Source organism: Paenibacillus sp. FSL R7-0048, assembly GCF_038004505.1.
Classification (GTDB): Bacteria; Bacillota; Bacilli; order Paenibacillales; family Paenibacillaceae; genus Paenibacillus_AQ; species Paenibacillus_AQ odorifer.
Map to the genome: position 1 here is coordinate 1,367,669 of NZ_JBBORF010000001.1, position 15,359 is coordinate 1,383,027.

15 protein-coding genes are annotated in these 15,359 nt (G+C 45.0%); 12 read left to right on the forward strand and 3 right to left on the reverse strand.

The genetic code is table 11. The annotated features are described in order from the left end of the window. The first annotated feature begins 33 nt into the window (after positions 1-33). Positions 34-666, forward strand: coding sequence for a YigZ family protein (locus tag NSQ91_RS05935; RefSeq protein ID WP_076099036.1), 633 nt, complete (start codon positions 34-36; stop codon positions 664-666). A gap of 3 nt (positions 667-669) precedes the next feature. Then, positions 670-1,251, forward strand: coding sequence for a TetR/AcrR family transcriptional regulator (locus NSQ91_RS05940; RefSeq protein ID WP_036681739.1), 582 nt, complete (start codon positions 670-672; stop codon positions 1,249-1,251). 146 nt (positions 1,252-1,397) lie between these two features. Here the strand turns inward: NSQ91_RS05940 and NSQ91_RS05945 are convergent, their stop codons facing one another. Continuing rightward, positions 1,398-1,799, reverse strand: a complete 402-nt coding sequence (locus NSQ91_RS05945) for a secondary thiamine-phosphate synthase enzyme YjbQ (RefSeq protein ID WP_076099035.1) — start codon at positions 1,797-1,799, stop codon at positions 1,398-1,400. Positions 1,800-2,007: 208 nt separating this feature from the next. On the opposite strand from NSQ91_RS05945, the gene cysT reads away from it, so the two are divergent. From cysT to NSQ91_RS05980, 7 genes are all read left to right on the forward strand, one after another. Further along, positions 2,008-2,823 carry a sulfate ABC transporter permease subunit CysT gene (gene cysT / locus NSQ91_RS05950; RefSeq protein WP_038569140.1) on the forward strand — a complete coding sequence of 272 codons (816 nt, stop codon included), beginning with the start codon at positions 2,008-2,010 and terminating at the stop codon, positions 2,821-2,823. Beyond that, a complete protein-coding gene (locus NSQ91_RS05955; RefSeq protein ID WP_076104839.1) occupies positions 2,820-3,617 on the forward strand; it encodes a sulfate ABC transporter permease subunit in 798 nt (265 codons plus the stop codon). The genes cysT and NSQ91_RS05955 overlap by 4 nt, the downstream gene beginning before the upstream one ends. A gap of 1 nt (position 3,618) precedes the next feature. Beyond that, on the forward strand, positions 3,619-4,683 hold the full coding sequence (locus tag NSQ91_RS05960) for a sulfate/molybdate ABC transporter ATP-binding protein (RefSeq protein WP_340916889.1): 1,065 nt from the start codon (positions 3,619-3,621) through the stop codon (positions 4,681-4,683). 308 nt (positions 4,684-4,991) lie between these two features. Further along, entirely contained in the window at positions 4,992-6,059 is a 1,068-nt protein-coding gene (locus NSQ91_RS05965; protein ID WP_076277702.1) for a sulfate ABC transporter substrate-binding protein, read from the forward strand. A 139-nt stretch (positions 6,060-6,198) separates the two neighbouring features. Then, the gene (locus tag NSQ91_RS05970) at positions 6,199-6,984 is read left to right on the forward strand and encodes an MBL fold metallo-hydrolase (RefSeq protein ID WP_076185771.1); all 786 of its coding nucleotides are present in this window, start codon (positions 6,199-6,201) and stop codon (positions 6,982-6,984) included. Positions 6,985-7,297: 313 nt separating this feature from the next. Beyond that, entirely contained in the window at positions 7,298-7,678 is a 381-nt protein-coding gene (locus NSQ91_RS05975) for a GNAT family N-acetyltransferase (protein ID WP_076304507.1), read from the forward strand. 17 nt (positions 7,679-7,695) lie between these two features. Beyond that, entirely contained in the window at positions 7,696-9,480 is a 1,785-nt protein-coding gene (locus NSQ91_RS05980) for an ABC transporter ATP-binding protein (RefSeq protein ID WP_340916894.1), read from the forward strand. Between the two features lie 73 nt (positions 9,481-9,553). Here NSQ91_RS05980 and NSQ91_RS05985 read toward each other — a convergent pair whose 3' ends face one another. Then, positions 9,554-10,357, reverse strand: coding sequence for a Cof-type HAD-IIB family hydrolase (locus tag NSQ91_RS05985; RefSeq protein WP_036681768.1), 804 nt, complete (start codon positions 10,355-10,357; stop codon positions 9,554-9,556). A gap of 12 nt (positions 10,358-10,369) precedes the next feature. Further along, positions 10,370-11,317, reverse strand: coding sequence for a DMT family transporter (locus tag NSQ91_RS05990; protein ID WP_340034100.1), 948 nt, complete (start codon positions 11,315-11,317; stop codon positions 10,370-10,372). A 228-nt stretch (positions 11,318-11,545) separates the two neighbouring features. On the opposite strand from NSQ91_RS05990, the gene NSQ91_RS05995 reads away from it, so the two are divergent. From NSQ91_RS05995 to NSQ91_RS06005, 3 genes are read left to right on the forward strand one after another with little or no spacing between them, the layout of a single operon-like run. Beyond that, positions 11,546-12,259, forward strand: a complete 714-nt coding sequence (locus tag NSQ91_RS05995; protein ID WP_076128159.1) for a metal-dependent hydrolase — start codon at positions 11,546-11,548, stop codon at positions 12,257-12,259. 59 nt (positions 12,260-12,318) lie between these two features. Beyond that, positions 12,319-14,130, forward strand: a complete 1,812-nt coding sequence (locus NSQ91_RS06000; protein WP_076307126.1) for a cache domain-containing sensor histidine kinase — start codon at positions 12,319-12,321, stop codon at positions 14,128-14,130. Further along, entirely contained in the window at positions 14,123-15,322 is a 1,200-nt protein-coding gene (locus tag NSQ91_RS06005; protein WP_340034101.1) for a response regulator transcription factor, read from the forward strand. The genes NSQ91_RS06000 and NSQ91_RS06005 overlap by 8 nt, the downstream gene beginning before the upstream one ends. Positions 15,323-15,359: the final 37 nt, after the last annotated feature.

Genomic DNA, 15,359 nt, shown 5'->3' on the forward strand with positions numbered 1-15,359 from the left:
AGACATCATATGTAAATAAGGACTGGAATAATTATGTTAGAACAATATCAAACGGTCCGCTCTTCCGGCTCAAAGGAAGTTGTGATCCGTAAATCCCGTTTCATTGGTCATGTTATGCCAGTGGAGAATGAAGAAGAAGCTTTGTTGTTTATCGAGGACATCAAGAAGAAACATTGGAACGCAACGCATAACTGTTCTGCTTATGTGATTGGGGAGAGAGACGAAATCCAGAGGCAATCGGACGACGGGGAGCCGAGTGGTACAGCCGGCAAACCGATTTTGGAAGTAATCCGCAATCAGGGAGTTAAAAATGTCGCAATCGTAGTGACCCGTTATTTCGGAGGCATTATGCTGGGTGCCGGTGGGCTGATTAGAGCTTATACGGATGGAGCAGTGCTTGCGCTTGAAGCAGGAGAAGTAATCACCCGTGTACTGAGACGAGAGGTATTCGTAGAGATCGAGTACACTTGGCTGGGCAAGGTTGAGAACGAACTTCGAGGAAGAGGGATTCAGACTGGCGAGACTTTGTTCACCGACAAAGTAACGTTGTTATGTTTGCCGCGAAATGATGAGGGTGACACTTTTATGGCATGGATAACAGATCTAACCCAAGGGCAAGCCCTGATAACAGAAGGGCGGCGGATTTACTACAGCGAAGGGGATTAGTATATGGCAAGGAGAGCAGTGGAGCAGGAGTTGTCGAGGGAAAGGATTTTAGAGGCCGCTAGGCATCTGTTTATAACCAAAGGGTATCGAGCAATTTCAATGCGAAGTATTGGTCAGCATTTGGGATATAGCCACGGCTCTCTCTATTATCATTTCAAGGAAAAGGCGGAGTTGTTCTACGCTATTGTTGTAGAGGATTTTAATCATGTGGCTGCTTTACTCAGTCAAGTGATGAATAAACCGCCTGAAGAAGGAATGACAAGGGTAGAACAGCTGATTATGGAATTTATTAGATTTGGAATAGATCATCCCTATCAATATGAAATTATGTTCATGATTCGCGATGAGGAATTGCTAGCTTATTGTAGAGCAGAACAGGGACGATGTTTTGATTTATTCTCAAGTATTGTGCGCCGTCATATGAAGGAAGAGGGATATGTGTCTGAGGACTGGCAGAATGTGCCGTTAACAATGTTCTTGTCTGCACACGGATTTATTTCTTATTATATCCAGGATAAAGTATCATTTGACGATGTGAAAGAGGCAGCGTTAGCTCATATAAAGGTTTTATGTCGCAGCCTTTAAAATGCTGTTTTTTTTATAGATCTTCACTTTAAAGCTGTGCATTGGTATAACACTGCTTCTCTGCTTGATGAAAGTATTACTAGACTCTAGTTATAGTCTAAATGGCCGCTCCGCAGCGATAACGGAAGCGGCCATTTGTATGTTTATTATCCCTCTACTATTTTTAAGAAACATTGCCGGCGTCTAGGTCCATCGAACTCACAGAAATAAATACCTTGCCAACGACCGAGAATTAATTCACCTTCGTGGATGATCAGGGTCTGGGAAGGCCCGGTAGTAATAGATTTAAGATGAGAGGCAGTATTGCCTTCCGCATGCCGATACTTCGGATGCTCCCAAGGGTAGACCTCATCCAAACGCATCAGAACATCATGCTTCACATCAGGATCCGCATTTTCATTAATAGCAATACCAGCAGTGGTATGAGGACAATAAACTACAATCAATCCGTCTTGAACTCCACTTTTTTTCACATAAGAAATGACTTCCCGAGTAATATCACGTAATTCATCCCGCTTTGTAGTAGTGATCTCCAGAGTATGCAACATAATCAATCCCCTTCCTGTGAGGTGCCATTTTTTAGTGTACCTTTGATACATATATTTTAACCCAAATTCACTTGAAAGTAATTGACGGCGGTGAGAAGGATTTGGTAAAGTAGTAATAATATAAAACCAAGTATATAAATAGGAATAATTAATGAAGATTTTGGTTAGTATACCGACCGGTTATCCGGAGGTGGGAGGGCAAAAATCATTGAATTCGCTGCTTAGACACAAAGGCTGGACTTGGGGTTTCCGAACTACAATTTTGCTCTATTTTGTAGTATTGATCGTGTTGCCCATACTCGGGGTCTATTACAACTCTTTTTCTCTTGGTTTTGGCAATTTTGTGGAAAGCGTCAGCGATCCAATTGCTTGGAAGTCGGTGCTGTTAACCTTAAAGCTGGCGATTATCGCTACTTTAATTAATGTCTTGTTAGGAACTATGATTGCTTGGGTCCTTATTCGTTATCAATTTGCTGGTAAAGCGCTGCTAAACAGTCTGGTCGATTTACCTTTTGCACTGCCAACAGCTGTCGGAGGTTTGATGATTCTACTGCTGCTTGGACCAGGGAGCCTTATCGGCAAAGCAGCTGAGGCACTTGGATTTGAAATTGTTTTTCATCAACCGGCTATCGTAATTGCTATGGTGTTCGTGACGTTTCCATTCGTGATTCGAGCGGTTCAGCCCTTGCTGGAGGAGTTGGATCCATCCGAAGAGGAAGCAGCATATACAATGGGTGCCAAGGGGGCAAGGGTATTCTGGCAAGTTATTCTTCCATCAATGGCGCCTGGGATGATCAGTGGTGGGATGCTCGCATTTTCAAGAGCACTTGCGGAATTTGGTGCAGTGGTACTCGTCGCAGGTAATATTCCGGGGCGTACGCTTGTATCTTCTGTTTTTATTTTTGGTGAAGTTGAAAGTGATAATCCGGTCTCCGCCGCTGCGGTTTCTGTTATTCTCTTGACCTTATCCTTTCTCATTCTTTGGCTGATTAATATGCTGCAGATGCGGGGGAGACGCTCATGAGGAAATTATGGATTGCTCTTACTTATTTAGTGTTTTTTCTGCTCATTGCTGCTCCATTAGGAAAAATGGCTATCGGTGCTTTTAGTGAAGGATTTGGTGGTTTCTGGAATGCTCTGACTAGGCCTGAAGCGCTGCATGCGCTCATGATGACTGGGCTTGTTGTGATAGTAGTTACGTTATTAAATACATTGTTCGGTATTATGATGGCTCTGTATCTTGTTCGGGCGAACTGGATCGGCAAGCGTCTAAAAGGATTATTGAACAGTATTGTGGATTTGCCTTACGCGGTATCCCCTGTAATCGGAGGATTGATGATTGTCCTGTTGCTGGGTCCCGATAGTACCTTGGGAGCGATTTTTGAGGGGATTGGACTAAAGATCGTTTATGCGATTCCCGGGATGATCATTGCCACTTTATTTGTTACCTTTCCTTTAATGGTGCGTGAGGTGATGCCGGTGCTTCAGGAGATTGGTTCACAGCAGGAGGAAGCGGCTTCGACATTGGGCGCTCGTAGCTGGACTATTTTTTGGAAGGTAACCTGGCCTTCGATTCGTTGGGCGGTTGTGTATGGTGTCATTCTTACGGTGGCACGTTCACTTGGAGAGTTCGGCGCGGTGCTCGTGGTTTCGGGGAATATTATGAACAAAACCCAGACGGCGACAACTTTAGTCTATCAGGATGTTGAGAATTTTAATGTGACGGCTGCTGGAGGAATAGCGCTAGTTCTGGCTGCATTTTCCGCAGGTCTGCTGCTGTTGATGGAATGGACCAAGAGAAGAAAGGAAGTGCAGTAATATGCATGTAGAAGTGCGGGGGTTAAACAAGCATTTTGGAGATTTTCATGCGGTCAAGGACGTCAATTTCACCATTACAAAAGGTCACCTGATTGGATTGCTCGGCCCAAGTGGAGGCGGGAAAACCTCAATTCTACGTATGCTGGCGGGACTGGAGTCACCGGATACCGGAGAGATTATTTTTCATGGTCAGACGGTGAACAATCTTCCTCCTCAAGAACGTGGGATCGGCTTCGTTTTCCAGAACTATGCACTCTTCAAACATATGACTGTATTTGATAATATCGCTTTTGGCTTAAAGGTTAAAAAGGCTAACAAAACAGCTATCCGCGATCGTGTTATGGAACTTGTAGAGCTTACAGGGTTAAAAGGGTTCGAGAAACGTTATCCGCATCAGCTATCAGGGGGACAACGTCAGCGTGTGGCTTTTGCACGTGCGCTTGCGCCTGAACCACAGCTGCTGCTTTTAGATGAACCTTTTGCCGCTATTGATGCGAAGATCCGCCAGGAGCTGCGCGCTTGGCTGCGTGAACTGATTGAGCGTGTAGGTATCACCTCTATTTTCGTAACCCATGATCAAGATGAAGCGATTGAAGTAGCGGATGAAATTATGATCATTAATCAAGGACGTTTGGAACAAAAGGGTACCCCGTGGGATATTTACAAGGAACCCAAAACACCGTTCGTGGCAACATTTATCGGCGAATCTACGCTGATTGAGGACGCTTCTGAGGTTAAGGGCTTTACAGGTGCGGGGGACGGCAAGCCTACCAAAGCGCTGATTCGTCCTGAATATATTGAAGTGGGTAACCTGCATGAGTTCAAGATGGCTTCTGCCACGGAAAAAGGTGTTGTGAAACATCTGCATTTCCGCGGCAGCGAATGGCTCGTTGAGGTTGAAGTAAATGGCCACAAGCTGGTCACCTACCGTTCGTTGGAGAAAGAAACCTTGCAGCCGGGTCAGGAAATCTCAGTACTGGTACATCGGGCTTATCTGTTTAATGATGAGCGCAGCTGGATCCAGGAGAACAACCTGAAAGAAGATCCAATGCCGATTTTTATTTAAAAATAAATAAAATTATTTTCAATTTCTTTTGATAGTAGCGAATGTGATTCGCTAGGATTAGAGGAACTGATGTGAAGGCCAGAAGTAATGAAGTGGAAGTTTGGAACTGTAGGAGCGGAGCGACCGCCTTTGTTTCCGGATTTAATCCGCTGAGGATATAAAATTAATAAATCTGGGAACAACAGCGGCCGACATTCCGCGTAATTACGGCAAATACCGAACGTTGGATACTTGAATTTTAAGTTTCAGCCATAGAGCTACTTTCAAGGAAATATTAAAAATCATTACCTCGAAGGATGTGGGCCGCAATGAATGTCAAAAGGAGCAGACAACTGCACGGATGTTTTGCTGCCCTAATGCTGGCCATACTCACGCTGACAGCAGTCGGTTGCGGGAATGAGAAGGCAGCTACGACGATGGCAGAGCCTTCGAAGCAAGGGGATGTTACGTTGGTAATTGGCGCATACAGTGTGGCTAAGGATGCGATGCAGGATATTTTGCCGTTATTTGCTGCCAAGTGGAAGGCGGATACGGGTCAGGATATTAATTTTCAGGAGTCTTATGAGGCTTCAGGGACACAGGCGCGAGCGATTGTAGGTGGATTTGAAGCGGATGTGACGCTGCTAGCCATGGAAGGTGATGTCGAGAAGCTAGTTAAGGCTGGACTCGTAGCGCCAACATGGAAAGAGCAGGGTGAACAAGGCATGGTAACACGTTCAGTAGTAGCTCTTGGTACCCGCGAAGGAAATCCCAAAGGCATTCGCGATTTTGCGGACTTAGCCAAGCCAGGGATTAAAGTGTTATATCCAAACCCGAAGACCTCTGGTGGTGCGCAATGGGATATCAACGCGATCTATGGGGCTGGTCTGAAGCTGTCAGAGGAGCAGGAAGGGGCAAAGGATCCAGCAGCAGCCAAAGCTTTTTTGGAAAGCATCCATGCCAATGTAGAGTCTCTGGATAAGAGTGGCCGCGCTTCTATGGCAGCCTTCGAGTATGGAGTGGGGGATGTAATTGTCACCTATGAGAATGAACTGCTGGCCCGGATTGCTCAGGGTGTTAAATACGAAGTCATTATTCCTAAAAATACAATTCTGATTGAGAATCCGGCGGCTGTTGTAGAGAAATATGCGGATGAGCATGGGACACGCATAGCATCAGAAGCACTGGTTGATTTTTTGATATCCCCACAGGCACAAGAGATCTTTGCAAAATATGGCTTTCGTCCCGTGGATAAACAAGTCTATGCTGAGCACAAAAGTGATTACCCTGATCCGGCGGGCCTCTTTGATATTAACTATTTAGGAGGCTGGGATGAGGTGCGAAGCTCACTTTATTCCAAGCGTGGAATTTGGTATCAGGTACTTGCCGGAATATAAGGTAGAGGTATAACAAAAGAGTCATCCCAGCAGTTCATCTGTGGTGGGGATGGCTTTTTTTGGTGGGTCTCTTTAAGATAGAGAGAGGGTAATTTAGATTTATTACTTCGTTGAAGAGAACCTGAAGGAGAGATAGCAGATGGATACGTTGGTGTTTTTGGGTACAGGGGATGCCATGGGGGTTCCTCGGGTATATTGCAGTTGTGAGACCTGTACAGAGGCAAGGGAACAGGGTAAAAATATTCGCCTGCGCTCTTCTGTACTTATAGATAATGGCAGTGACTTTTTAGTGATCGATTGTGGGCCTGACTGGCGGCGTCAGATGGAGGCGCAGGGAGTACGGAATATGCGCAGACTGCTGGTGACACACGCTCATTTTGATCATATTGGTGGGCTGCCGGAATGGGCGGATTCTTGCCGCTGGATGGGATATAAGGGCCAGCTCTATGCCCCAGCAGAAGTGATCCCGATAATAGAGCGGCAATATCCATGGCTGCGCAATCAGATCGAGATGATTCCTTGTGATGAAGGCATAGAGCTAGACGGCTGGACAATTGATACCTGGAAAGTGAACCATGGCAAGAATGGATACTCGTATGCTTTTCGTCTGGAGAAGGAGGGCTATGTATGGGTGTATTGTCCAGATTCCATTTCTCTTGGAGCTGAAGAGACACGCCTGATGCATGGAGCTGACTTGCTGGTATTAGGTACAAGCTTCTATTACGAAGCAGCGGAGTTATCGACTCGTTCTGTATACGATATGACGGAAGCAGCGGAGCTGCTGCAAACTGTGAAGCCTCAAAAGGCAATCTATACCCATATGTCGCATGATGTGGATATGAGAAAATCATATATTTTACCGGAAAATGTTACGCTGGCCGAGACGGGGATGAGAATACCCTTAGGATCTTCGGAGATCAGCTGAAATTTAGATAAAAAGAAAACTCCCTTTTGCTGGAAGGAAGTTTTCATGATCCTATTTAAACCTGTTATATTCCGCCTTGTTGAATATGTTTAATGAACTCTTCAAGCCAATAAATGGAGTGGTCCGCTTTAGTTGAGATATTCACTAAATCAAAAAGGGACATCATTCGGGCAACTTCAGCCTGTTGATGTTCCTTTTGTGATTTCTATTGCATTTAGTATTCAGATCCCGATATATACTATATAATCAAAAAGCATATCGTATTATTTTTACATATTTAGAATAATTATCATCTCCAAAGGAGGAGTACGAAGTGGCTGACTCCAAGGATCCAATCCTGCTTGATTTTCCCGAGAGTTTTGAAACAGAGAGGCTGCTCATTCGTGCCCCTTTATGGGGAGATGGAGTTAGCATGAATGAGGCTATCCGTGAAAGTATAGATGAATTGAGACCTTGGATGGCTTTTGCTCAAGTAATACCCACATTAGAAGAATCAGAGAAAGTTTTTGCCATACGGGAATTAGGGGCGAATCGTCTCGAAATCTTTTGTAGTGCACGAAATACCAAAAGTGCCGCGGTAGCCGAACGTGCGGGTTTTACCCTGGAAGGGATCCTGCGCAGTGCGAGTCTTGGGTATGACGGGGAACGGCATGACAGTAAGGTGTTCGCTAAGGTTAGAGGTATAGAATTTTAAGTGAGAGGGCTGGTTCTTTGAAGCAGAAAGGCGTATTTTCAAGATTAAGTACATATATGTTAAGGCACAAGCTCTTATATACGATTTTATTATTTACGACTTTATTTGGGATTGTTCTGGATTTAACGATTGCTTGGCTGCTCTCAGTAATTACGGATGCTGCGGTTAGACTCGATGTGAAAGCTTTTAAAGGGCTGGTTATTTTCGGATTAATCTACTTATTAGTGAGTGCAATTAATGGTTTCATCGATCGATATCTCAAAAATAAAATCGCAGCTAAGATCAGAAATGAGCTGCGGTTGGATATGATGCGGCATGCCTTAGCTCTTCCTCAGTCTTATTTTGACCGTAATCATTCCGGGGATTTATTGTCCCGCTTTACTAATGATAATCAATCTGTTGGTAATGCTACAGGCGAGGTAATGATTGATCTAATCCGTAACCCTTTACTAGCCCTCGCGGCATTTGGTTATTTGCTCTATATTAACTGGCTACTGGCATTGATCTGTTTTGCAATGGGGCCTTTGATGTTCCTTACGGGAAAAATCTTCGGTTCAGCGATGCGTGAGAACAGTGTGAAGATTCAGACTAATATGAGCAAGATTACTTCCTTTTTACATGACATTCTAGGCAGTAGTATGGTGTTTAAATCCTTTAGCATTGAACGCAGACTAATGAAGCAGTATCAGGAGCATAGTGAGAATATTACTTCTGAAGAATTGAAGCGGGGAAGAATTGAGGGAGCTACTGGCTCATTCTCCTCTTTTTTGGGAAACTTTACGTTTCTTCTGGCGCTGGTCGTGGCTGGTTATTTTGTGGCAAAAGGATCACTTGAGGTCGGTGCGATGATTGCTTTCATCCAGCTCATGAATTATTTAGTGATGCCGTTCTCGTCATTGCCGGGACTGATCAATTCGATGCAGCAATCACTTGGGGCGGCGGGACGGATCTTTGAGGTGTTGGATAGCCCGGTGGAGGTTGAGACCCTTCCAGAAGTGGAGACTAAGCAACCAGAATTTGAGAGTATGGTTATGTCGTCGATCTCTTTCTCGTATCCGGGAGCAGAGAGACAAAGTATAAACAAGATTAGCTTAGAGCTTCAAAAAGGAACACAGATGGCGGTTGTGGGACCGAGTGGTGGAGGTAAATCTACGCTTTTTAAACTATTGCTGGGATTGTATGAACCCGATGAAGGCGAAGTAATAATCAATGGGCAGCGGATCAACGAGATGAGTCTGGCTAAGCTTAGAAGTTATTTTTCCTATGTGCCGCAAGAGGCAGGTCTTTATACAGGAAGCATTCGTGATAATATCCGGAATGGAAATCCAGAGGCGGATGAGCAAGAAATTCTGGAAGCTTTGCGAAAAGCGAATGCCTATGATTTTGTAATGGAATTGCCTGAGGGACTGGATACTGATAATGGTGAGGAAGGCTCACGACTGTCCGGGGGACAACGTCAGCGGCTTTCCATTGCAAGAGCAATTCTGAGAAACGCTCCTATTCTACTGTTGGATGAAGCTACTGCTGCACTTGACAATGAATCAGAAAAACTGGTGCAGCAGGCCATTCGTAAACTAATGGGAGACAAAACTACACTTGTTATCGCGCACCGTTTATCTACGATTCAGAACGCTGATATCATTCTCGTGATGGAGAATGGTGAAATTGTGGAGAGCGGAACGCATGATGTACTGCTTGCTGCTGAAGGAAGATATAATGATCTGTACTATTCTCAGCTAGAGCAGGAAGAAGAGAGTGGAATGGGACCCGAGAAAGTGGAATTAGCTTCTACAGGAGTTTGAGTTTTTGGAAATAAAAAAGGGTGCAGCAACGTCATAAAATATGGCGTTGCTGCACCCTTTTACTTAAGGAAGTTTAGTTCACTTTATTAAGAATGAATTTATCAATCGCATATTTCACGCCATCGTCATTGTTGCTTAAGGTCACGAAATCAGCAATTTCTTTCAGAGCAGGAATAGCATTCTCCATAGCGACGCCAAGTCCGGCAGCTTCCAGCATCTCATGGTCGTTCCAAGAATCACCTACAGCAATGGTCTCGGAAAGATCACAGCCGTAATGTTTGGCTAGGAATTCAAGTGCAATGCCCTTGGTTCCTTCATGATGCATGATTTCCAGGAAGTGTGGTTTGGATTTGGTAATATGCACGGAATCGCCAAGCAATTCATGCAGGATTGGAGCCAGTTCATCCAAGAAATCAGGATCATCGATAATTAGCATTTTTGGTGTTTTTTGCGGAACAAGCTTTTCCCAGTCAGGCTCAATAAAATATTGCGTTTTATTCAAGTCCGTATAGTCTTTGATCTTTTGGTTGTCTTCACGGGCATATAGCTTGTCGTCAATGTAAGTTTGCAGATGCAGATTATGCTCCACGCAGTAAGTGAACAGCTTGCGGACTGCATCTTGCGGGACGTAACGCTCATACAGTACTTTTTCATCGAGCAAGTTCTTAACGAGTGCACCCTGGTAAGTAATGATAGGTACGTTTAGTCCAGTTTGACGGGCAATGGCTTGAGCGGAAGCGTAAGCACGGCCTGTAGCAAGGGTTACAACAACACCTGCGGCAACAGCCTCTTCAAGCGCAGTTTGGGTAGCAGGTGTTACTTCCTTGTCATCATTAATCAGAGTGTCATCAATATCAATCGCGATCAATTTGTACATTTGTCTCTCTCCTTATCTCTTTCTAAATAGATGTAATTTGGAAAAATAACTCTTCTTATGTTGATTCTGACCCGGTTCCGGGCTCAGCTCTGCCATAAGCATAGCCCCCAGAATACAACCACAACCGAGCAGAGCGGACAACCCGAGTGTTTCCCCGCCAAAGGCTAAACCCGTCAGAACGGCAAATACCGGTTCTGTGGCATAAATAATGGCTACCCGTGATGGGGTAGTATATTTCTGACAGGCGGTTTGAATCCAGAAGGCAAAAGCGCTGGTTGGCCCGATGGAGATCAGCAGAGCCCAAAGCACATCTGGGTCCTTAATCAGCTCCCCGCTGTGGGCGAGCGGTGTTGCCCCTTCAAAAATAAGCGAGGCAGCAATACTGAACAGCCCAACGAAAGCAAGCTGCAGAGTAGCTAGCGGCAACGCCGGATAATGAGGTGCATAAACGCCAGTATAGGCTACCTGTAACGCAAAAGCTACGGCACACAGAAGAATCAAGGCATCGCCTTTATTCAAGGATAATGCAGAGCCCGTGAAGGTCAACAGATAAAGCCCGATTGCGGCGAGTGCCGCACTGAACCAAGTGTATCGTGAAATCGCATGCTTCAATAGGGCAAGAGACAGAAAGGGAACTAGGACAACCGATAGCCCGGTAATAAAGCCGGTATTAGAGGTTGTTGTATATAGAAGTCCCATCGTCTGAAAGCCATAGCCCATAAACAAAAAAAGGCCAAGCAGCAGAGAATCGCGTACCATGCGGAAACTAAGCTGTTTCCAATCCTTGCGGTAAAAAATAACTGTGATTAGAGCCAGCAACAGGGCAGCGCCCATAAAGCGGATACTATTAAACGCGAGCGGTGGCAACACCTTGACAGCATTTTGTACAATCAGAAAGGTACATCCCCACATCATCGCCACCAATAGCAGGCTAAAATCGGCTATACGGGAACGCTTCACTACTTAGGTCATCCTTTCTTCAGCAGCTGCCGTCTCTATGTAGACGACAAGGTCAAGTTGTCCAAATTGTATCGTATATTCATGGGGAGGACAAGATAGAAATCGCGTAAAGGCTTATATACTAAGCGATTTCAGCGTTTTATGTAGACAAAAAAACCGGGTCTTGATATACTTCGATAACCGCACATTTGTTCTTGTTTTTGCATCTTAGAAAGGAGCGGTTTCACTATGATGGGCAGATCCCATTTAATTATCAGCACCGGGGTTACCCTATCTGTTATGAGTTTGATGGCCCATGAGATTACAATCCCGGTTATTGCCGTCGCCGCATTAAGCTCGCTCCTGCCAGACATTGATGAACCGAATTCGTTACTGGTACGCAAGGCGATTCCTGACTTTCTGCTCAGGGTACTACAGGTTGCTTTGATAGGAGCAGCGATTTATCTTTATTTTGCAGGAATCGTTGAAAGCCCTTGGAATATTGTACTGGCCCTACTTGTGGGGAGTGTGACTTTCCTGCCGGGAAGAAAGCTGCGGCATCTGGTGATGGTACTAATCGCTACTGCGGTATTTGCATACGGAGGGGCATATGACCCTTGGAACTACATAGTAGCTTGTATACTCGTAGTTACATCACTTGTCCCGCATCGTGGATTGACTCATACCTTATATGCTGTTGCAGGCTGGAGCACTTTATTGTATTTTGCTTCATCGGGTATACAGGATGGTGGCAGTCTATGGATAGCAGGCGGCATGTCTTATGCGCTTCATCTATTAGCCGACTCTCTCACCCAAAGGGGAATTACGCCCCTGCCGCCCATTCCATTTAAGCTGCGTCTAAAGCTAATGAGTACAGGCACGAAAAAAGGTGGAGCTGTAGAGAATGTTTTTATCCTGCTGACACTAGCCCTAGTTGTATATGTATTTATACTTTCTCCTTGAGATTTACGGATATGAAGCACATAATGAATTACCGCTAGAACACACAGGAGGCGGCTGTTATGCGGGGGGATTCCTTAGTGAAGTGGTTTGGAAGATTGCAGATTCGTAATAAAATTATCCTTATTTTTATACCGTTGATCATTTTTCCATTGCTTGCTTTAGGCTTGCTCTCAGGACAGATGTTCAGCCGTTCGATGATCGAAAAGGCTAAGTACAATTTTAAAGATGAATCCAAGCTCATCATGCAGCAAATAGATACGATTGTAAAAAATACGGAGAGTAGTGCTAACATTATAACTACCGACATCCATCGGATGTATGCTGAACGTCCGTTGTTATCCTCGACAGTGGAGCAGACGCGGTTTCGCAATTTAATGCAGAGCCAGCTTTCTATCGATCTGATTATTTTTCCGGATGTTGATTCTGCTGTGTTTGTGGATACGGAAGGCCAGATTTATTCCTCTTACGCCTACGGTAATCCTAACGAACAGAAGGTATTCACCAGCGATATGCTGGAGAAGGCTAAAGAAAAAGGCAGCTACGGGGTTAACCGTTGGCTTCCCATGGAACAGAGAGATTATCTGGTTAGTGATCCGGCAGTTCCGGTGCTCACACTAAGTAAAGTCGTGTACAATCTTAAAACGGGCAACCTAATAGGTACATTATTTGTGAACGTAAAAGAAGATGCTCTCTCTGCTTTTCTGGAAACCGCTAGAGAAACCTCTTCGGACAAGAAATATTTTGTAGTAGACGGAACGCAAAGGACCGTGTCTACACCTGATAAATCAAAGCTCCTACTGAAGCCTGAGGACAGACTGAACGATAGTCTTAGGAAGACGGGAAGCTCTGTCTCGGAAATTATCGGCAGGGGGAGCGGGCGAGAGCTGGTCACTGTGACGTATTATGATAAGCTGAATTGGAAGCTTGTGAATACCATTTCGCTGCAAAAGTTAACCGCTGATATTCATCGCAATATAACGTTAACTATATTCGTGGGAATAGGATGCCTGTTACTGTCTCTGCTGCTTGCAGGAAAGCTGTCACAGATTATCGTAAATCCGCTTCTTCAGGTGACGAAGGCGATGCGTAAAGTAAGGGAAGGCGATCTGAATGTCACCTCACCAGTGACTACAGAGGATGAGACGGGGCTGATCTCCACCGTATTCAATTCCATGGTTGGTCGTATTCAGGAGCTGATGCGGACGATTACGAATGAACAAGTCCGGAAACGTGAATATGAACTAGCTCTGATTCATGCCCAGATCAAACCACATTTTCTGTACAACACACTGGATACGATTTATGTACTCAACGATTTGGAGCTTAATGAAGCGGCTCGGGATACGACCAAGGCACTGGCAGACTTCTATCGGGTTGTTCTTAGCAAAGGAAACGAGGTTATTCCACTGTCCGAGGAAGTATCAAATGCAGCTGATTATTTGGCTATTATGCAGGTTCGCAACCCCGACGTATTACGTTACGAGATTAATATCCCGAAATCTCTCGAAGGAGTCAAGGTACCCAAATTGTCCCTACAGCCACTCATAGAGAATGCAATCTACCATGGATTAAAAACAAAGGGTAGTCAGGGGCTTATCTCAATAGAGGCTTATACACACGGAAGAGAAGTTATCATTACCGTGGAGGATAACGGTGTTGGCATGTCCGAGGAACAGGTGTCCCGGATTGTAGAATACCGCTCACGAGAAGGAAAACCGGCATCCATTGGTATATACAGCGTTCATGAACGGATTAAGCTGTATTTTGGAGAACCATATGGCCTATCGGTGGAAAGTAGACTGGGAAAGGGTACTGTTATGAAAATGACGATTCCCGGAACGGAAGCGCAGGGGGGCAGCATAGATGTATAAAGTGATGGTTGTAGATGACGAGCCGCTGTTTCGTTATTATATGCGGACCAAGCTGGATTGGAGTAAATATGATTTCAGTGTCTGTGGTGAAGCGTCAAATGGCAGAGAAGCGCTGGAAGAAGCGGAACGGACGAAACCTGATTTGGCTTTAGTGGACATTAGCATGCCCTATATGGACGGTATGGAGCTGGTTACCCGGTTACAGGCCAATGCTCCTGATATGCTGATTGTTTTTGTAACAGGGCACAATGAATTTGATTATGCGCAAAAAGCGATTCGCTTAGGTGTACAAGATTATTTATTGAAACCGTTTAACCAGCAAGAGTTTAACGAGATGATGATCAAGGTGAAGCAGCGCCTTCAGTCACATAAAATAGGTGCACGCAAAGCTGGTAAGCCGGAAATAATTGCAGAAGGGACGGCTTCTAGTAAGCTCTTTCCACTCCAAATGGACGAGCAGAATTCCTCTGAAGGGATAGAGGAGTTCTCCTTTCCATCCAAAGAAATCACTCATCTTGGAATTCAGGATGCCATGCTGATGGCGTTAAAGATGGGGGATGGCGATGCAGCGGCGAAGGACATAAGCAAATTAATTGAGATTCTACGACGCCAGAGAGGGGGAGGCAGCTATTCCTTTACTCTATTAATGAGTATAGTATCCCTTTGCCTTGCCTATGCTGGAGAAAGAGGGATCAATCCGGAAAGTCTCTGGAAACCAGCAGGTTCATCAGAGCAGCGGCTATGGGAGATGGATAACTGGGATGAGACTGAAAGCTGGATAAAAGGCTTGTACAGTAAAGTCATTGATCAAGGTCGTGAGCACCGCCCCTCTAAGTCGTACAATTTATTCATTGCCGCCAAAGAGTACATCCGGGAGCATTATTCCGATTGTGAGCTGACAGTTGACCAGGTGGCGAATGGCGTGTATGTAGATACCAGCTATTTACGGAAGGTTTTTCGAAAAGAAGGTGGAATCTCTGTACTTGATTTCATTACCTATACTCGTATGAAGCAGGCCAAGGAACTGCTTGCTGGAGGAAATGTGAGACTGTCTGAAATCGCCGGTAAAGTGGGCTATAATGATCCGAATTATTTCAGTAAATGCTTTAAAAAACACTATGGCATGCCGCCGTCTGAATTTGAGCAGCTGGCTGCCCGTTCCCGCCATATTGGCGTTAATAATGAAATTTAATAAACAAATTTGGTGGCGGCTCTCTGGTGAGGCCGCT

Bases quoted from the DNA above. Each gene is read 5' to 3' on its own strand.
- NSQ91_RS05935 (WP_076099036.1), top strand. From the start codon at position 34: ATGTTAGAACAATATCAAACGGTCCGCTCTTCCGGCTCAAAGGAAGTT.
- NSQ91_RS05940 (WP_036681739.1), top strand. From the start codon at position 670: ATGGCAAGGAGAGCAGTGGAGCAGGAGTTGTCGAGGGAAAGGATTTTA.
- NSQ91_RS05945 (WP_076099035.1), bottom strand. From the start codon at position 1,799: ATGTTGCATACTCTGGAGATCACTACTACAAAGCGGGATGAATTACGT.
- NSQ91_RS05955 (WP_076104839.1), top strand. From the start codon at position 2,820: ATGAGGAAATTATGGATTGCTCTTACTTATTTAGTGTTTTTTCTGCTC.
- NSQ91_RS05960 (WP_340916889.1), top strand. From the start codon at position 3,619: ATGCATGTAGAAGTGCGGGGGTTAAACAAGCATTTTGGAGATTTTCAT.
- NSQ91_RS05965 (WP_076277702.1), top strand. From the start codon at position 4,992: ATGAATGTCAAAAGGAGCAGACAACTGCACGGATGTTTTGCTGCCCTA.
- NSQ91_RS05970 (WP_076185771.1), top strand. From the start codon at position 6,199: ATGGATACGTTGGTGTTTTTGGGTACAGGGGATGCCATGGGGGTTCCT.
- NSQ91_RS05985 (WP_036681768.1), bottom strand. From the start codon at position 10,357: ATGTACAAATTGATCGCGATTGATATTGATGACACTCTGATTAATGAT.
- NSQ91_RS05995 (WP_076128159.1), top strand. From the start codon at position 11,546: ATGATGGGCAGATCCCATTTAATTATCAGCACCGGGGTTACCCTATCT.
- NSQ91_RS06000 (WP_076307126.1), top strand. From the start codon at position 12,319: ATGCGGGGGGATTCCTTAGTGAAGTGGTTTGGAAGATTGCAGATTCGT.
- NSQ91_RS06005 (WP_340034101.1), top strand. From the start codon at position 14,123: ATGTATAAAGTGATGGTTGTAGATGACGAGCCGCTGTTTCGTTATTAT.